Genomic DNA, 17991 nt, shown 5'->3' with positions numbered 1-17991 from the left:
GGTCCTCTGCCTACCACGGCGGTCAGTGCCGGGTGGCCGGATTGTGCTGCGTCAGCGTCACCCCGACGGCGACCGTGGCCGCCGCGACCAGGCCGGCCGCCAACACCGCCCAATGCCCGGCGAACGTGCACATCAGGACCGCCAGGGCCGACACCGGCAGTACCGCCTGCTGCGCGATGCCGACCTTGAAGTACCGGGCGTGCAGCAGCCACACCGACAACAGGAACACCGCCGTCGGGATCGTCACCGCCGACGAGGCCGCCAGCGTGGACAGATGGGCCTTGCCCACGGCCTGCTCGACCGCGATCTCGATGCCCGCGCCGATCGCCGCCGCCGAAGCGAAGATCACGTAGTGCCCGTACCCCCACAGGAACCCCTGCCCGGTCTCCGTGAGCCGGTCGTGGGCCGGCACGACGAAGTAGATCCACCACGCCGCGAAGACGATCAGCAGCCCGCCCGCCGCGATCGGCAGCAGCTCGCCGAGCGCGTCGTGCTCGGTCACCCCGGACTTCACCGCCACCGTCGCCGCGGCGACGGACTCGCCGAGCACGATGATGGTGAACAGGCCGTACCGCTCCGCGATGTGATGCGGATGCCACGCCGTCGTGACGTCCTTCTCCGCATACATCGGGACCGCCAGCTCCAGCAGCGCCATCACCAGGAACACCCACGGCCGTGCCGTCTCGGGCACGAGCAGCAGCGCGATCCAGCCGATCTGGACGGTGATCACCCCGCCCGCGTACCGGCGGCACATGGTCCGCTCGGCGTCCGAGCCGGCGTGGTGTGCCGCCCGCAGCCACTGGCTGGCCATGGCCAGCCGCATCACCAGGTAGCCGAGGTAGACGACGAGGAAGTCGTGGTCCTGGAAGGCCCGTGAGACTCCCGCGGCGAGCACGAGCACGCCGGCGATCTGGACGAGCGTGACGACGCGGTACAGCACGTCGTCGTTGTCGTAGGCCGAGGCGAACCAGGTGAAGTTCATCCACGCCCACCAGATCGCGAAGAAGACCAGGGCGTACGAGGCGAGGCCCTCACCGGCGTGACCCTCGGCGACCGCGTGCACGAACTCCGCGCCCGCCTGGGCGACGGCCACGACGAAGCAGAGGTCGAAGAACAGCTCGAGCGGGGTGGCCGCACGGTGCGACTCCTCGCGGGAGCGCGAGGTCAGTGGCAGGAACGGTTGTGTCATGGGCCCCAGCACAGCAGAGGCGCGGGCGGAGGGCCACGCTCGGCACGCGGGCGGTGCGACACCCCGGCGTACCCTTGTCGTATGAGCACCGCCCCCGCCCACGGACCGCGAGACGCGAAGCAGCCCGAGGCTCGTCCCAAGCCGAAGCTGATCTTCGACGATCCACTGGACCAGCAGTCCGCGGACGATACGGACCGTGGGTGGGGCGAGCGGCCTCCCGGTGGCGACAGCGCCGCCGATCTCGCGCGCTTCCTCGACGAGAAGCCGCCGCACCACCTCTGATGCCGGCCCCGGCCGGCTAGGAGGTGGGACGTCCCACCGTCGTGTGCGACTCGCCGGAGCCGCGCTGGTGGACGAGGTGGTCGCGGATCTCCTTGAGCACCTCCAGTTCGCTGACCTCCAGGGTTTCCTGGACGCCTTCCTCCGCCCTGTCGTGCGCGGCCCGCCGGGCCAGGACCTTCGCCATCGGCAGGACCATGAGGAAGTACACGACGGCGGCCGTGATCAGGAAGCTCAGCACGGCGCTGAGGACCGTGCCCCACATGATCGGGATGCCGGTCACGACGTTCCCCGCGTCGTCCACGTCGCAGGGGCCCTTGAGGCAGGACCGGTAGCTCTCCAGGTCCTTGGTGCCGAAGGCGCCGACGAGCGGGTTGATGACGCCCTTCACGACGGAGTTCACGATGTTCGTGAAGGCCGCACCGATGACGACCGCGACCGCCAGGTCGATCACGTTCCCGCGCATCAGGAAGGCCTTGAAGCCGTCCATCACGCTCTCCTTCTTCTGCTGGCTCACCAGGGCGCCTTTCGTCACTTGTGGAGTTGGCGGAGCCATTACGCCGTGAAGGGTGCAGGAACGTCCAATCCGTACACACGGACCGGTTACTTGACAGGCCGTCCGTGCGAATCAGCACAGTGTCACCGCCAGTTGGGAGGTGACGGAGGCGCCGGCGAGGACCGTCGCGGTGGACCGCGGGACGGACAGGACGACCAGCGCTCCGTCGTCCGAACGAGTCTCGCCCGGACGGGGAACTCCCGCCACCCGGGCGCCGGTCGCGATCACGCGGGCGGCAGTCTCCTCTCCCGTGGGGGAGTTGGCGGCGGCGATGACATCGACCCGGTCGCCCAGGCGTAGCAGGCGGACGGTCGCGGCGTCCGCGATCCGCACGGGCGCGGAAACCAGTCGTACGGCGGGTGGGGTGCGTTTCTCGCGGGCGGCCGCCGCCGGGTTCGCGGGGCTCTCCGCCGACACGGTGCTCACCGCGCCCGTGGCCGAGAGGGCCGCTGCGGCCGTCGCGAGCACCGCGGCGGGTGTCCGGCGGCCGCGGCGCAGGGTCCGCGGCAGTTGCCGGCGTCCGCCGCGTACGCGCACGGGCGGGAACTGCGGCACGGTGCCCGGTTCGGGGACGTGCGGCAGGTAGCCGGCGGAGGGCGGGCCGGAGGGCGCCGGCGCGGGAGGGAGGGGAGGGGTGGTGGAGGCGGGTCGGCTGGGGGTGGGAGGGGTGGAGGGGCGGGTGGTGAAGGGCATGACGGTGACCGCCTGTCTCGTGCGAGAGGCCCCGGGACGTCCGGAGCACCTCCACCATCCGCTCTTCGCCGGAATCCCGCTCCAGCCTGTGGACTACTCGCCGGTTGTGGACAACTTCCTCACTCCGGACGGTGATTGTCCTGCGGGCCGGGGAGGTGGACAGTGGTCACGGGAGCCGGATCCCCGGGTCCCATCCGTCCAGCGCTCGCGTGCACGCACAGTCCCGGTCAGTCGTGGCGGGGAGCGCTCCGATCGCGTCGAACAGCACGGTCCTCAGCCGTTCGACGTTCGCACCGAACACCCGCAGGACCTCGGTGTGCGAGACGCCTTCGCCCGTCTCGGTACCGGCGTCGAGGTCCGTCACCAGCGCCAGCGAGGTGTAGCAGAGCTCCAGCTCGCGGGCGAGCGCCGCTTCCGGATGGCCGGTCATGCCGACGACCGACCAGCCGGCCGCGGAGTGCATGCGCGACTCGGCCCTGGTCGAGAAGCGCGGGCCCTCGACGACGACCATCGTGCCGCCGTCCACGGGTTCCCAGCCGCGCCCCCGCGCCGCCTTGAGCGCGACCCGGCGGCCGTCGAGGCAGTAGGGGTCGGCGAGGGAGACGTGGACGACCTTCGGGGTCGTGCCGTCGGGCAGCGGTTCGCCGTCGAAGAAGGTCTGGGCCCGGGCCTTCGTCCGGTCGACGAACTGGTCCGGTACGACCAGGGTGCCCGGCCCGTGGTCGGACCGGAGGCCGCCCACGGCGCACGGTCCGAGGACCTGCCGGACGCCGACCGAGCGCAGGGCCCACAGGTTGGCGCGGTAGTTGATGCGGTGCGGCGGCAGCCGGTGGCCGCGCCCGTGCCGGGGGAGGAAGGCGACGGGACGGCCGGCCACGTCGCCCAGGAACAGGGAGTCGCTGGGGGCTCCGTACGGGGTGTCGACCCGCACCTCCGTGACGTCCTCGAGGAAGGAGTAGAAACCCGATCCGCCGATCACGCCTATGTCCGCATACGGCTTCGTCACACCGATCCCCCTCGTCGCCATGGCACTCACCCTATCCGCGGCATCCGGCGGCGGGTGCGGGAACGCCGTGGACCCCGCCGGAGTGCGGCGGGGTCCACGGTGAGGTCGGCGGGGCCGGTCAGGCGGCCGAGGTGGAGCCGGAGGAGGACGAGGAACTCGACGAGGAGCTCGACGTGCTCGCGGCGGGCTTGGAGTCCGACGAGGAGGTCGAAGACGTCGACGAGGACGACTTCGAGGAGGCCGGCGAGCTGCTGGACGACGAGCCGCGGCTGTCGTTCCGGTAGAAGCCGGATCCCTTGAAGACGATGCCGACGGCCGAGAACACCTTCTTCAGGCGGCCCTTGCAGTTGGGGCACTCGGTCAGCGCGTCATCGGTGAACTTCTGCACCGCCTCGAGGCCCTCGCCGCACGCGGTGCACTGGTACTGGTAGGTCGGCACTTGTCTTCCTCCTGGCACTCTCACTCGATGAGTGCTAACGACGATCCATAGTGACGTATTCCGTCGGTTCAGTCCACCGTCACCGGCACTCGGTGACCGATACCACGTGCCGCGATGCGGCCCGGCGCCTGGGGGGTGAGGCGGGAACGGAGGGTCACCAGGGTGGCCAAGGCCAGCAGTGTGCCGACCATCGGCACCAGGAATGCGGCGGTCGCGCCGTGTGCGTCGGCCAGCCGGCCGGCGACGGTGACGGCGGCGGCCTGGCCCAGCGCCACGGCGCCGGTCAGCCAGGTGAAGGCCTCGGTGCGGGCCGACGCCGGGACGAGCGTCTCGACGATCGTGTAGCCGGTGATCAGGGCCGGGGCGATGAACAGGCCGACGACCAGGCCGAGCGCGCCGAGGAGCAGCGCGGAGTGGACCGACCACAGAAGGGAGGCTGCGATGGTCAGACCCACGTAGCCGAGGATCAGCCGGCGGCGGGGACCGGTCTTCCAGGCGATGGCGCCGCAGGCGATGCCGGCCAGCATGTTGCCGGCGGCGAAGACGCCGTACAGGACGCCGTTGACGCCGGGGTTGCCGATCTCCTCGGCGAAGGCGGTCAGTGAGACCTGCATGCCACCGAAGACGGAGCCGATGCCCAGGAAGGCGATGGCGAGGACACGGACGCCGGGGATCGACAGGGCGGAGGCGGGCGGTTCGGCGCTCGTGGCGGTGAGCCTGCCGTACGCGGGCTGGGTGGCGCGCTGGGCGGCGAAGAACAGGCCGCCGACCAGGGTCAGCGCGGCCTCGGCGATCAGGCCGGCCGCCGGGTGGACGCCGGTGCACAGGGCGGTGGCGAGGACCGGGCCGACGACGAAGGTGAACTCGTCCGTGACCGATTCCCAGGCGGCGGCGGTGGGCATCAGCGGGTTGCCGTCGAGCTTGGCCGCCCAGCGGGCGCGGACCATCGGGCCGATCTGCGGGACGGACGCGCCGGTGGGCACGGCGGCCAGCAGCAGCGCCCACATCGGGGCGCCGGAGAGGGCCAGCGTGACCAGGGTCGCGACGGCGGCGGTGTGGATCAGGACGCCGGGGATCAGGACGGCGCGCTGGCCGAAGCGGTCGGCGAGCTTGCCGCTCTGCGGGGCGAACAGTGCCATCGAGACGCCGGTGACGGCGGCGACGGCGCCGGCGCTGCCGTACGAGCCGCTGGTGTGCTGGACGAGCAGGACGATGCCGATGGTGAGCATCGCGAACGGCTGCCGGGCCAGGAAGCCGGGCAGGAGGAAGGAAAGGGCGCCGGGGGTGCGCAGGAGTTGTCCGTACCCGGGGCGCTTCGCAGCGGACGTGGTGACCGTGGACGCCACGGTCCTGGCCTTTCTGCCGCCTGGTAGCGCTCCTGGGGTGCCGGGAGTCGCCGAGAGCTGTCCTCTTGCGCTGAACTGCGGTAGATACCAGGACCCCGCTGCGGGAGGGGTGTCACGGCCGCCATACGGTCGCGCCAGCTCTGCGTCAGGCAGAGTTGGTCGATCAGTGTTCCTTGATGGTACAGGGAACGGCCGGTTTCCGCCTGGGAAAATACCGACCGTTCTCGATGTGTGCCTGTGATTAACCGGACGTTCTTCACGGGGCTCCCTCGGTCAACCCGGGGGCCGCGGCGCCTCGGCGCCGCGGCCCTGTAGCCCCGCGGCGCCTCAGTGCCTCAGGCCGCCTCGGCCCCAGCCTCGGCCCTTGCGGGTGCTGCCGCGGGCGCCGCCCGGGCCGCCGCGGGGGCGGCGGGCGCCTTCCGCGCCGCCGCGGAGCACGCCCGTCGCGCCGGCGGTGCCCAGCCAGCCGGCCAGCTTGCCGCCGTGGCCCACGGCCCGCAGGCGTCGCTCGGTTGCGTCCCGGACCGGGTCCGTCGCCACGACGAGGAGCTCGTCGCCGCGCCGCAGCACCGTGGACGGGCCGGGGACGAAGCTCTTCTGCTCCCGGACGACGAGGGTGACCGCAGCACCGGGCGGCAGCCGCAGCTCGGCGACCTCCACCCCGTGCATCTTCGACTCCGTCGGGATCGCCACCGACAGCAGATGCCCGCGCAGCCGCTCCAGCGGGGCCGACTCGATGCCGAGGTCGGCCGCCTCCCCCCGGTCGCCGAGCTTCAGCGCCTTCGCCAGCCACGGCAGGGTCGGCCCCTGCACCAGGGTGTAGACGACGACGAGCACGAAGACGATGTTGAACAGCCGCTCGCTGTCCTCAACCCCCGCGACCATCGGGATGGTCGCCAGGATGATGGGTACCGCGCCGCGCAGTCCGGCCCAGGACATCAGTGCCTGCTCCGGCCACGGCAGCCGGAACGGCAGCAGGCTGACGAAGACCGACAGCGGCCGGGCCACGACCGTGAGCACCAGTCCGATGACCACCGCCGCCCAGAAGTCGTGGCCCAGGTTGTGCGGGGTGACCAGCAGGCCGAGCAGGACGAACATGCCGATCTGCGCGATCCAGCCGAGTCCCTCGGCGAAGCCGCGGTTGGCGGGCTGGTGCGGCAGCTTGGCGTTGCCGAGCACCATCGACGCCAGGTAGACGGCGAGGAAGCCGGAGCCGTGCGCCAGGGCGCCAGCCGCGTAGGCGGTGACCGCGATCGCCATCACGGCGATCGGGTAGAGGCCGGAGGCGGGCAGGGCGATGCGCCGCAGCCCGTACGCGCCGAGGAAGCCGACCGCGAGGCCGACGGCGGCGCCGATGGCCAGTTCCAGGGCGATCTCGCCGACCAGGACGTACCAGTGCTCGATCGGTCCGGCCATCGAGAAGGCGACGACCAGGATCACGACCGGGGCGTCGTTGAAGCCGGACTCGGCCTCCAGGACACCGGTCACCCGGGACGGCAGCGGCACCCTGCGCAGTACGGAGAAGACCGCGGCGGCGTCCGTCGAGGAGACGACCGCGCCGATGATCAGCGCCTGCCGCCACTCCAGGCCGATGAGGTAGTGCGCGGCCGCGGCCGTGATGCCCACGCTCACCGCGACGCCGACGGTCGACAGCACGGCCGCCGCGGGCAACGCGGGTTTGATCTCCTTCCAGTGCGTGCCCAGGCCGCCTTCGGCCAGGATCACCACGAGGGCGCCGTAGCCGATGACCTGCGTGAGTTCGGCGTTGTCGAAGGCGACGTTGCCGATGCCGTCCTGCCCGATGAGGACCCCGATCCCGAGATAGAGCAGCAGGCTGGGGAGCCCGCTCCGGGAGGAGATCCGCACCGCCGCGACGGCGACGAGCAGCACGAGCGAGCAGACGAGCAGGAGTTCGTTGAGCTGGTGGACAGTCAGTGGCGTTCCCTTCCCCTCGGCGACGGCCGGATCGTTACTCCCGGGACCACGGAGACCCCCAGGGACCTCAGAGACTCCAGCCGTCGGTACTTCGTTACCTTACCTAATCTTTAACGCTTTCTTGACGGGCCCAGGTCTCCTTCCTGTCTCCTTACTGACTCCGCGTCCGGGCCGCGGGAGCGCTGCGCCTATGGTTGCTCCAGCACTCCAGGACCACCCTGCCGCTCGAAGGACAGCGATGCCCTCCAACACCACCGCCCCTCCCGCCAAGAAGAAGGGGCGACGCGCCCGCCTGTTCGTTGTCGCCCTGGTCCTGGCAGTGCTCGCGGGTGCCGGGTACGGCGGCTACTGGGGCGTCAGCACCGTCCGGGCCTCGTTCCCGCAGACCTCCGGCACGATCGAGATCGAGGGCCTGTCCGGCCCGGTCGAGGTGAAGCGCGACGCGTACGGGATCCCGCAGATCTACGCCGACACCGAGGCGGACCTGTTCCGCGCGCAGGGCTTCGTCCACGCGCAGGACCGCTTCTACGAGATGGACGTCCGCCGGCACATGACCGCCGGCCGGCTGTCGGAGATGTTCGGCAAGAGCCAGGTCGACACCGACGCGTTCCTGCGCACCCTGGGCTGGCGCAAGGTCGCGCAGGAGGAGTACGACAAGGTCCTGTCGGCGGAGACGAAGAAGAACCTCCAGGCCTACGCGGACGGCGTCAACGCCTACCTGAAGGGCAAGGCCAACGACGAGGTCTCGGTCGAGTACGCGGCCCTGTCCTTCTCCCAGGACTACGCGATCGAGCCGTGGAACCCGGTGGACTCGGTGGCCTGGCTCAAGGCGATGGCCTGGGACCTGCGCGGCAACATGCAGGACGAGATCGACCGTTCGCTGATGACCAGCCGGCTCAGCGGGCAGCAGATCAAGGACCTGTACCCGGCGTACCCGTACGCGCTGCACCAGCCGATCGTCTCGCAGGGCGGCGTCGACGAGACGACCGGAAAGTTCGACCCCAAGGCCCGGAACGACAAGAGCGGCAAGAACGGCCAGAACGGCCAGAACGGCAGCGGCAACGGGAACGGTCAGCAGGGCGGCGCCCAGAGCGCCGACGACCGCTCCCCGCACGCCGGTTCGCCCGCCGACGCCGTCGTCGGCATGCAGTCGCAGCTGTCCGCGCTCTCCGACTCCCTCGACGAGATCCCGGCCCTGCTCGGCCCGAACGGCAACGGCATCGGCTCGAACTCGTGGGTGGTCTCCGGCCGCTACACGACCTCCGGCAAGCCGCTGCTTGCCAACGACCCGCACCTCGCGCCGATGCTGCCGAGCCTCTGGTACCAGATGGGTCTGCACTGCCGCACGGTCTCCGCGAGCTGCCGCTACGACGTCGCCGGCTACACCTTCTCCGGTACGCCGGGCACGATCATCGGCCACAACGCCGACATCGCCTGGGGCTTCACCAACCTCGGCGCGGACGTGACCGACCTGTACCTGGAGAAGATCACCAATGACGGGTACCTGGTCGACGGCCGCCGCAAGGAGTTCAGGGTCCGCGAGGAGACCATCAAGATCGCGGGCGGCGGCAGCCGGCTCATCACGGTCCGCGAGACCGGCCACGGCCCGCTGATCTCCGACCGCTCCGCCGAGCTGGAGCGGGTCGGCGAGGAGGCCCCGGTCGACAACGTCGCCCCGGACCGCGGCGACGGCTACGCCGTCTCGCTGCAGTGGACGGCGCTCCAGCCCGGCACGTCCATGGACGCCGTGTTCGAGCTCAACCGGGCCAAGGACTTCAAGCAGTTCCAGGCCGCGGCCGCCAAGTTCGAGGTCCCCTCGCAGAACCTGATCTACGCCGACACCAAGGGCCACATCGGCTACCAGGCCCCCGGCAAGATCCCGGTCCGCGCCAAGGGCGACGGCACGCTGCCCGCGCCGGGCTGGGACTCGGCGTACAGGTGGAAGAGCTACATCAAGTACGACGAGCTGCCGTACGAGCTCGACCCGGAGCGCGGCTACATCGTCACCGCCAACCAGGCCGTGGTGAACGCCGACTACCCGGAACTGCTCACCAAGGACTGGGGCTACGGCGCGCGCAGCCAGCGCATCAACGACCTGATCGAGTCGAAGATCAAGGACGGCGGCAAGATCTCGCCGGACGACATGCGCACCATGCAGACGGACAACCGCAGCGAGATCGCCACGCTGCTGAACCCGCTGCTGCTGAAGATCGACGTCTCCGACCCGTACGTCCGCGAGGCGCAGAAGCTGCTCGAGGGCTGGGACTACACCCAGGAGCCGGACTCGGCGGCGGCCGCGTACTTCAACGCGGTCTGGCGCAACGTCCTCAAGCTGGCCTTCGGCGACAAGCTGCCGAAGGAGCTGCGGGTCGAGGGCGACTGCATCAACGTCCGCAAGGCCGACTCCACCGGCCCGGTCGACGAGCAGAACAAGCTGGTCCGCGAGTGCGGCATGCGGGAGGCCGAGTCGGCGCAGCCGGACGGCGGCGACCGCTGGTACGAGGTGGTCCGTCCGCTGCTGAAGAACGAGGGCAGCGACTGGTGGAAGACGCCGGGCGACCGGACGAACGCCCCGACCGAGACCCGTGACCAGCTGCTCGCGCAGGCCATGAAGGACGCCCGCTGGGAGCTGACGGCGAAGCTCGGCAAGGACGTGTCGACCTGGTCGTGGGGCCGGCTGCACCAGCTGACCCTGGAGAACCAGACGCTCGGCACCGCCGGCCCCGGCTTCCTGCAGTCGATGCTGAACCGCGGCCCGTGGAACCTGGGCGGCGGCGAGGCCGCGGTGAACGCGACCGGCTGGAACGCGGCCGGCGGCTACGAGGTGGTCTGGGTGCCGTCGATGCGCATGGTCGTCAACGTCGGCGACTGGGACCGGTCCCGCTGGATCAACCTGTCCGGCGCCTCCGGCCACGCGTACAACAGCCACTACACCGACCAGACGGACAAGTGGGCCGAGGGCGAGCTCCTCGACTGGGCCTACGGCGAGCAGGCCGTGTCCGCGGCGACGGAGGAGACGCTGGTCCTGAAGCCGAAGGCCGGCGGAGCGGCCCAGTAGCTCAGAAGCGGTGCACGCCCTCGGGCGTCACCACCGCCTGGACGGGGTGGTCGTGCGGTTCCTCCGGGACCCGCGCGACCACCTCGTCCGCGTACAGGAGGACGACGAGCGCCGGGTCCGCGCCCGCGTCGGCGAGCCGGGCGAGGACCCGGTCGTACGAGCCGCCGCCGCGGCCGAGGCGCATGCCGCGGGCGTCGACGGCGAGGCCGGGCAGCAGCACGGTGTCGGCCGTGCGGACGGCGTCCGGGCCGAGCCGTTCGCCGGCCGGTTCGAGCAGTCCGAGCCTGGCCCGTTCCAGGTGCGCGGCGCCCTCGTACACGGCCCAGTCCAGGTCGTTGTCGGGCAGCAGTACCGGCAGCAGGACGCGCACCCCGCGTGCGCGCAGGGTGTCGAGCAGGGCGCGGGTGCCGGGTTCGGTGCCGATGGACACGTAAGCGGCGACGGTGCCGGCCGCGGCGAGTTCGGCCAGTCCCTGCCCCTGCCGGGCGATCGCGCGGGCGGCGGCGTCGACGTCCTCGCTGCTCAGCAGGGCCCGGCGGGCGAGGAGTTGGCGGCGCAGGACGGCCTTTTCGGACTTGTCCTCGGACACAGTGGATTCACATACCTCTCATAGCCATGCTTATGACACGGAACTTAATCGGAGCCTCATCTTTTCTTCCATACCGAGCGGATAGGGTGCACGGCATGACTCAGTCGTTCCCCAGGATCAGCAAGGCTGTCGTCCCGGCCGCCGGCCTCGGCACCCGGTTCCTGCCGGCGACCAAGGCCACTCCCAAGGAGATGCTGCCGGTCGTCGACAAGCCTGCCATCCAGTACGTCGTCGAAGAGGCGGTGGGCGCCGGGCTCACCGACGTCCTCATGATCACGGGCCGCAACAAGCGGCCGCTCGAGGACCACTTCGACCGGAACTACGAGCTGGAGGAGGCGCTGACCCGCAAGGGGGACATCGACCGCCTCGAGAAGGTCCAGGAGTCGACCGACCTCGCCACCATGCACTACGTGCGCCAGGGCGCCCCGCGCGGGCTGGGTCACGCGGTGCTGTGCGCGGCCCCGCACGTCGGCGACCAGCCGTTCGCGGTGCTGCTCGGCGACGACCTGATCGATCCGCGGGACCCGCTGCTGTCGCGGATGGTGGAGGTGCAGGAGCGCGAGGGCGGCAGTGTGATCGCGCTGATGGAGGTCGAGCCGGAGCAGATCCATCTGTACGGCTGCGCGGCGGTGGAGGCGACCGTCGACTCCGACGTGGTCAAGGTGACGGACCTGGTGGAGAAGCCGAGTCCGGAGGAGGCGCCGAGCAACTACGCGATCATCGGCCGCTATGTCCTCGACCCGGCGGTCTTCGCCATACTGCGTGAGACCGAGCCGGGCCGCGGCGGCGAGATCCAGCTGACGGACGCGCTGCAGAAGCTCGCGGCGGACGAGACGGTCGGCGGTCCGGTGCACGGCGTCGTCTTCAAGGGCCGCCGTTACGACACCGGTGACCGCGGCGACTATCTGCGTGCCATTGTCAGACTCGCGTGCGAACGTGAAGATCTCGGACCGGACTTCCGTTCCTGGCTCCGCAGGTTCGTCAGCGAGGAGATGTAGCGCGGTGAGCAGCAGTACGGCACCGTCGGCGGCCCGGTTGTGGTCGGTCGACGAGCACCTGGACGACATTCTGGCGGCGGTCGGGCCGCTGGACCCGATCGAGCTGCAACTGCCGGACGCGCAGGGCTGCGTCCTGGTGGAGGACGTGACGGTGCCGGTCGCGCTGCCCCCGTTCGACAACAGCTCCATGGACGGGTACGCGGTCCGTGTCGCGGACGTGGCCGGGGCGTCGGAGGAGTACCCGGCGGTGCTGACGGTGATCGGCGACGTGGCGGCCGGGGCGGGCGGGCTGCCGACGGTCGGACCGGGCGAGGCGGCGCGGATCATGACGGGTGCGCCGCTGCCGCCGGGCGCGGAGGCGGTCGTCCCCGTGGAGTGGACGGACGGCGGTACGGGCGGCGGTGCGGCGAGCGGGATGCGGGCGGCGAGCGCCGCGCCGGAGGGCGCGGGCGGCGAGGTGCGGGTGTACCGGCCGGCCGGGGCGCGGGCGCATGTGCGGGCCCGCGGCAGCGATGTGCAGGCGGGTGATCTGGCGCTGGAGGCGGGTACGGTCCTCGGCCCGCCGCAGCTGGGCCTGCTGGCGGCGATCGGCCGTGGCACGGTGCGGGTGCGGCCCCGGCCGCGGGTGGTCGTGATCTCCACCGGCAGCGAACTGGTGCAGCCCGGCGAGGAGCTGAAGGAGGGTCAGATCTATGACTCGAACAGCTTCCAGCTGGCGGCCGCGGCGCGCGACGCGGGCGCGCTGGCGTACCGGGTGGGCGCGGTCGCCGACGACGCGGAGGCGCTGCGCGCCGCGATCGAGGACCAGTTGATCCGGGCGGACCTGCTGGTCACCACGGGCGGCGTGAGCGTCGGTGCGTACGACGTGGTCAAGGAGGCGCTGACGGCGGACGGCGAGGTGGAGTTCCGCAAGCTCGCGATGCAGCCGGGCAAGCCGCAGGGCTTCGGCATGATCGGCCCGGACCGCACGCCGCTGCTCGCGCTGCCGGGGAACCCGGTGTCGTCGTACGTGTCGTTCGAGCTGTTCGTGCGGCCGGCGATCCGGGCGCTGATGGGCGTGGACGATCTGCACCGGCCCCGGGTGCGGGCGGTGCTGAAGGCGGACCGTGCGCTGACCTCGCCGGAGGGCCGCCGCCAGTTCCTGCGCGGCCGGTACGACGCGGAGTCCGGCACGGTCGCGCCGGTGGGCGGGGCCGGCTCGCACCTGATCGCGGCGCTGGCGCACGCGGACGCGCTGCTCGTGGTGCCGGAGGACACGACGTCGCTGGAGCCCGGCGAGGAGCTGGACGTGGTCCTGCTCGGCTGAGGAGTGGTCCGGTCCGGCCTCGTGGGGCATGGTGGCGGTACCGTGTCGTCCCACACAGCGACCGGGAGTGTCACGGCCATGAGCACGCAGCAAGGACTCACCCACATCGACGAGGCGGGCGCGGCCCGCATGGTCGACGTCTCCGCGAAGGAGGTCACCGCGCGCACCGCCCGCGCGAGCGGACGGGTCCTCGTCTCGCCGCGCGTGATCGAGTTGCTGCGCGGCGAGGGCGTCCCGAAGGGCGACGCGCTCGCCACGGCCCGGATCGCCGGGATCATGGGCGCGAAGCGCACCCCGGACCTGATCCCGCTCTGCCACCCGCTGGCGGTCTCCGGCGTGAAGCTGGACCTGACGGTCGCGGACGACGCGGTGGAGATCCTGGCGACGGTGAAGACCACCGACCGCACGGGCGTCGAGATGGAGGCCCTGACGGCGGTGGCGGTGGCGGCGCTGACCGTCGTCGACATGATCAAGGCCGTCGACAAGGGCGCGGTGATCTCCGACGTACGGGTCGAGGAGAAGACCGGCGGCAAGTCGGGCCACTGGACCCGCGAGGAGCCGGCGTCATGACCGCCGGCGGCGCCGCGGCGTACCGCGCCCTCGTCGTCACCGCCTCCAACCGGGCGGCCTCCGGTGTGTACGAGGACAGGGGCGGGCCGCTCCTCGCCGCGGGCCTGGAGGCGTTCGGGTTCGCGGTCGACGGGCCGCAGGTGGTGCCGGACGGCGAGCCCGTCGGCGCGGCGCTGCGCGCGGCCGTCGCGGCCGGGTACGACGTCGTGCTGACCACCGGCGGTACGGGGATCTCGCCCACCGACGCGACCCCCGAGGTCACCCGGGCCGTGCTGGACCACGAGATCCCCGGCATCCCGGAGGCGATCCGGGCGTACGGCCGCGAGAAGGTGCCGACGGCCGCGCTGTCCCGCGGGCTCGCGGGCGTCGCGGGCGGCACGCTGATCGTGAACCTGCCCGGTTCGACGGGCGGGGTACGGGACGGCCTCGCCGTCCTGGAGCCGCTGCTCAAGCACGCCGTGGACCAGCTCCGCGGCGGCGACCACCCGGGGCCGGCGGCGGAAGCGGGCGCGGCGTCATGACGCCGACCTGGCCCGTGGTGCTGCGCGACGGCGACGTCGTCCTGCGTCCGATAAAGCTGCGCGACCACCGGGCCTGGCGCGAGGTGAACCAGCGCAACCGGGACTGGCTGCGCCCCTGGGAGGCGACCGTGCCGCCGCCCCCGCCCGGCGGCCCGGTGGCCCAGCGTCCGACGTACCGTCAGATGGTGCGGCATCTGCGTGCCGAGGCGAACGCGGGACGCATGCTGCCGTTCGTGATCGAGTACCGGGGCAGGCTGGTCGGCCAGCTCACGGTCGCCGGGATCACCTGGGGCTCGATGTGCTCGGGCCATGTCGGCTACTGGGTCGACCGGGACGTGGCGGGCCGCGGGGTCATGCCGACGGCGGTCGCGCTCGCGGTGGACCACTGCTTCCGCGCGGTCGGCCTGCACCGGATGGAAGTCTGCATTCGACCGGAGAACGGGCCCAGCCGCCGGGTCGTGGAGAAATTGGGATTCCGGGAGGAAGGGCTGCGCCCGCGCTATCTCCACATCGACGGTGCGTGGCGTGACCATCTGGTGTTCGCGCTCACCGCGGAGGAGGTGCCGGAGGGGCTGCTGCGACGCTGGCACCAGGCACGACCGACGCCCCCGCGACCCACGAAATAACAAAGGTGTTCGAATTTAATCGGCAGTCGGGCGCCAATCGATCTGAACAATCACAAAAAAGTTCAGTGATATCAGCCAGATCGTGCGACACACCGGCTCAATTGGCCGATGCCTCCAGGCGAACCCCTCTACGGTGTGAGGCGTGAGCAGCAGCGGCCTCATCTACGCAGTCATCGTCGGGGCCTGGGCCGCCTACTTGGTGCCGATGTGGCTCCGCAGGCAGGACGAGCTGAACGAAGCCCGTCCGACGGAACGCTTCAGCACCGCCATCCGGCTGCTGTCCGGACGGGCGGGAATGGAGCGCCGGTACGCCAGGGAGCTGCGTGAGCGCGATGTGGTCGACGGTCCCGAGGCCGACCCGGACGCCGCGACCGAGCATGTGAGCTCGGTCGACGTCCGGGCGTTCTCCGCGCCCGCGGCCAGAACCGAGGCGCGCCTGGAGCTTCCCGAGGAAGCGGTCCCCGCACCCCGCCGGCGCCCCCAGGACGGCCAGGCGGCCGAGCGCGCCCGCCGTTCCAAGGTGCTGGCCCGCCGCCGGCGCACCACGGTGATGCTCTTCCTCGCCTTCACCCTCGGCTCGGTCGTCGCCGCGGTCGGCGGTCTGGCGTTCCTGTGGGCCCCGGCCGTGCCGGCCGTGCTGCTCAGCGCGTACATCGTGCATCTGCGCAAGCAGGAGCGGCGCCGGTTCGTGTACGTCATGGACCGCCGGCGCGCCGAGGCCGCCGCGCAGCGGCTGCGCGAGAGCCGGCCGCGCCGGCAGCCCGCCGCGGAGCCGGCCGACGAGGAGCCCGCGGGCCCCGAACCGGAGCCGAAGGCCGCGGTCTCCCCGCAGGAGGCCGGCCGCCGGGCGCTGGTCGAGCAGACCGACCACGCCGAGTGGGTGGACCAGCAGCGCGAGCGCGGCCCGGCCCGCGGCGACAGCTGGGACCCGGTGCCGGTGCCGCTGCCCACGTACGTGACGGCCCCGGTCGCCCCGCGGGCCGGCGGCGGCGTCGACATCACGGACCCGGAGACCTGGAGCGCCGCCCGCTCCTCCACGGCCGCCGAGCCGACGCCCGCGCCCGCCCCCGCGCCGCGGCAGCGCAGCGCCCCGCAGCGCCGCGGCCGGGACCACGGACGGACCCCGCTGTTCGACCAGTACGCCGACGAGGACCGGCCGCGCGCGGCCAACGAATGACGCCGCGGCGCGGCCGTCGGGGATCGGATTTCCGAGCACCCCGATCGGGATGCTAATGTTTCACACGTCGCAAGGGCCTGTGGCGCAGTCTGGTAGCGCACCTCGTTCGCATCGAGGGGGTCTGGGGTTCAAATCCCCACAGGTCCACAGACACGAAGGATCCCGTCCGATCGGAAGATCGGGCGGGATCCTTCTTTTGTGCTCAGCCCCAACGGGCCAGCAGGGCACCGCAGTACGTGTCGACGCCCATCAGCGGGGCCGGCGGGAGCTCGGGCTGGACGCGGCGGACCTGACGGGGGATCGCGGGGGACCACTGGCGCAGCGGCAGCCAGGCGGCCACGTGGGCCTGCTCGCGGTCCGTGCCGGGGCGGCCCGCGCCGCCGACGTCGTGCCGCAGCCGGGAGCGCAGCCCGCGGCGGTCCAGGGCGTTGCGGGTGAACGTCGCGGCGACGGCGCGCATCTCGTCCGGGGTGAAGACCGGCGGGAGCCGGTCGGTCGCCTGGTACAGGCAGAGGAAGTCCAGGTCGATCAGGGCGTGCGTGACGTCCTCGGGGACGGTGACCGGGGCGTACGAGGGGCGGACCAGGGAGACGTCGGTCTCCGGGGAGCCGGTCGCCGTCCAGCCGCGGTACACCCGGCCGAAGCTCGGCCAGTACGGCCAGCTCGCCACCCCGTCGGTGATCGTCAGGTCGCCGCGCAGCGAGCGGGCCATGGCCTCGGCCCGCTCGGCGTACACCGGCTCCCCGGTGACCACGGCGAGCTGGACGAGCGCCCGGCCCATCGCCAGGAACTCGTTGGTCGGCAGCTCCGCGCCCGCGAAGGAGACCGGCTCGTCCGGCAGCCAGCGGTACGCCCCGCGGCCGTCGTCCGTGGTGACCCACTGCTCGTCGTGCGCGGCGATCGCGCGGACCGTCGCGTCCAGGTAGCCGTCGATCCGGGCGCGGACGGACGCGGGCACGGCGTCGGGGCGCTCCACGGCCAGCCGGGCCAGGCTCGCCAGCGGGTGGACGATCATGCCGGTCTGCGCGGCCAGCGGCACCAGCGCCGGCTTCGCCGCGTACACGCCGGGACGGACCCGGCGCGCGGGGTCCCCGGGCAGCAGACGGGCCGTCAGCCCGTCCCGCTGCGTGTACGCCGCGTACAGCGCCCGGTCCGCGCGCCGCTCGTCCGCCGGGTCCAGGCTCAGCGGCCCGCTCGCGTACGGCTTGCGGCGCGGCGCCTCGGGGATCGTGAAGCCGAAGCTCCCGTCGTCGTACGTCTCCACCGTCAGCCGCGCGAGGTGGGCGCTCGGCGGGCAGACCGTGATCTCCAGGGCCGGGCGGCCCTCCGTGTCGGGGATCACCGCGGTCGCCGCCGTGAACTTGCCCGCGGTGCTCCACACTCCGCGGCTGCGGCCCCGGTGGTCCCGGACCCCGCGCACGTCGTCGCGGGCGGCCAGGACGTCGTCCACGAGCTCGGCGAGACGCTCGGCGTAGGCGGGGTCGCCGGTGCGCTCGGCCATCATCAGATAGCCCTGCATCCGCCAGGACGTGCCCCAGCCGATGACCCCGGCCTCGTTGTCGGCCGGCACGCCGGGGCCGGAGACCCCGGTGAGCCGGCTCTCTATCTCGTGGAAGTAGCGGGTACCCGCCCGGTGCAGTGGTTCGATTCCCCATCTGAGCATCTGGGGCCCCTCCCGGTCGAAGACTGGGGGAGAGTATCGC

General features: G+C 72.0%; 17 protein-coding genes and 1 tRNA gene. 9 read left to right on the top strand and 9 right to left on the bottom strand.

Annotation, left to right across the window (positions count from 1 at the left end; all coding sequences use genetic code 11):
• Positions 1–22 precede the first annotated feature (22 nt).
• A complete protein-coding gene (locus tag ABZO31_RS13645) occupies positions 23–1189 on the bottom strand; it encodes a low temperature requirement protein A (protein WP_406861444.1) in 1167 nt (388 codons plus the stop codon).
• Between the two features lie 81 nt (positions 1190–1270).
• Here ABZO31_RS13645 and ABZO31_RS13640 point away from each other — a divergent pair, with 81 nt between their 5' ends.
• Positions 1271–1471, top strand: coding sequence for a hypothetical protein (locus ABZO31_RS13640; protein ID WP_393644065.1), 201 nt, complete (start codon positions 1271–1273; stop codon positions 1469–1471).
• Positions 1472–1487: 16 nt separating this feature from the next.
• Here the strand turns inward: ABZO31_RS13640 and mscL are convergent, their stop codons facing one another.
• The 6 genes from mscL to ABZO31_RS13610 form a co-directional block, all read right to left on the bottom strand.
• Positions 1488–1958 carry a large conductance mechanosensitive channel protein MscL gene (gene mscL / locus ABZO31_RS13635; RefSeq protein WP_406865348.1) on the bottom strand — a complete coding sequence of 157 codons (471 nt, stop codon included), beginning with the start codon at positions 1956–1958 and terminating at the stop codon, positions 1488–1490.
• Positions 1959–2096: 138 nt separating this feature from the next.
• Positions 2097–2717: a hypothetical protein gene (locus tag ABZO31_RS13630; protein ID WP_406861443.1), complete on the bottom strand. Its 621-nt coding sequence runs from the start codon at positions 2715–2717 to the stop codon at positions 2097–2099.
• 166 nt (positions 2718–2883) lie between these two features.
• Positions 2884–3744, bottom strand: coding sequence for an S-methyl-5'-thioadenosine phosphorylase (locus ABZO31_RS13625; RefSeq protein WP_406861442.1), 861 nt, complete (start codon positions 3742–3744; stop codon positions 2884–2886).
• 97 nt (positions 3745–3841) lie between these two features.
• Positions 3842–4162, bottom strand: a complete 321-nt coding sequence (locus tag ABZO31_RS13620; RefSeq protein WP_406861441.1) for an FmdB family zinc ribbon protein — start codon at positions 4160–4162, stop codon at positions 3842–3844.
• Between the two features lie 68 nt (positions 4163–4230).
• A complete protein-coding gene (locus tag ABZO31_RS13615) occupies positions 4231–5508 on the bottom strand; it encodes an MFS transporter (protein WP_406861440.1) in 1278 nt (425 codons plus the stop codon).
• A 327-nt stretch (positions 5509–5835) separates the two neighbouring features.
• Entirely contained in the window at positions 5836–7398 is a 1563-nt protein-coding gene (locus ABZO31_RS13610) for a potassium/proton antiporter (RefSeq protein ID WP_406861439.1), read from the bottom strand.
• A gap of 283 nt (positions 7399–7681) precedes the next feature.
• On the opposite strand from ABZO31_RS13610, the gene ABZO31_RS13605 reads away from it, so the two are divergent.
• Positions 7682–10501 carry a penicillin acylase family protein gene (locus ABZO31_RS13605; RefSeq protein WP_406861438.1) on the top strand — a complete coding sequence of 940 codons (2820 nt, stop codon included), beginning with the start codon at positions 7682–7684 and terminating at the stop codon, positions 10499–10501.
• A gap of 1 nt (position 10502) precedes the next feature.
• On the opposite strand, the gene ABZO31_RS13600 is transcribed toward ABZO31_RS13605, so the two are convergent.
• Positions 10503–11090, bottom strand: a complete 588-nt coding sequence (locus ABZO31_RS13600; protein WP_406861437.1) for a 5-formyltetrahydrofolate cyclo-ligase — start codon at positions 11088–11090, stop codon at positions 10503–10505.
• A 95-nt stretch (positions 11091–11185) separates the two neighbouring features.
• Here ABZO31_RS13600 and galU point away from each other — a divergent pair, with 95 nt between their 5' ends.
• The 7 genes from galU to ABZO31_RS13565 all read left to right on the top strand — a co-directional run bounded on the left by galU (position 11186) and on the right by ABZO31_RS13565 (position 16435).
• Positions 11186–12088 (top strand): UTP--glucose-1-phosphate uridylyltransferase GalU, encoded by a 903-nt coding sequence (galU, locus tag ABZO31_RS13595; protein ID WP_406861436.1) that lies wholly within the window; start codon positions 11186–11188, stop codon positions 12086–12088.
• Positions 12089–12092: 4 nt separating this feature from the next.
• Positions 12093–13394 carry a gephyrin-like molybdotransferase Glp gene (gene glp / locus ABZO31_RS13590; protein ID WP_406861435.1) on the top strand — a complete coding sequence of 434 codons (1302 nt, stop codon included), beginning with the start codon at positions 12093–12095 and terminating at the stop codon, positions 13392–13394.
• Positions 13395–13472: 78 nt separating this feature from the next.
• Positions 13473–13964 carry a cyclic pyranopterin monophosphate synthase MoaC gene (gene moaC, locus ABZO31_RS13585; protein ID WP_406861434.1) on the top strand — a complete coding sequence of 164 codons (492 nt, stop codon included), beginning with the start codon at positions 13473–13475 and terminating at the stop codon, positions 13962–13964.
• A complete protein-coding gene (locus ABZO31_RS13580) occupies positions 13961–14485 on the top strand; it encodes a MogA/MoaB family molybdenum cofactor biosynthesis protein (protein WP_406861433.1) in 525 nt (174 codons plus the stop codon). The genes moaC and ABZO31_RS13580 overlap by 4 nt, the downstream gene beginning before the upstream one ends.
• Positions 14482–15111: a GNAT family N-acetyltransferase gene (locus tag ABZO31_RS13575; RefSeq protein WP_406861432.1), complete on the top strand. Its 630-nt coding sequence runs from the start codon at positions 14482–14484 to the stop codon at positions 15109–15111. Before ABZO31_RS13580 ends, ABZO31_RS13575 begins: the two co-directional genes overlap by 4 nt.
• 142 nt (positions 15112–15253) lie before the next feature.
• The gene (gene glpR / locus ABZO31_RS13570) at positions 15254–16288 is read left to right on the top strand and encodes a gephyrin-like molybdotransferase receptor GlpR (protein ID WP_406861431.1); all 1035 of its coding nucleotides are present in this window, start codon (positions 15254–15256) and stop codon (positions 16286–16288) included.
• Positions 16289–16361: 73 nt separating this feature from the next.
• Positions 16362–16435, top strand: a tRNA-Ala gene (locus ABZO31_RS13565).
• Positions 16436–16490: 55 nt separating this feature from the next.
• Here the strand turns inward: ABZO31_RS13565 and ABZO31_RS13560 are convergent.
• On the bottom strand, positions 16491–17951 hold the full coding sequence (locus ABZO31_RS13560) for a hypothetical protein (protein WP_406861430.1): 1461 nt from the start codon (positions 17949–17951) through the stop codon (positions 16491–16493).
• Positions 17952–17991 lie beyond the last annotated feature (40 nt).

It is taken from the genome of Streptomyces solicamelliae, assembly GCF_045348655.1.
Lineage (GTDB): Bacteria > Actinomycetota > Actinomycetes > Streptomycetales > Streptomycetaceae > Streptomyces > Streptomyces solicamelliae.
The sequence above is the reverse complement of the archived record's forward strand: the minus strand, read 5'-3'. Positions and strand labels throughout refer to the sequence as shown.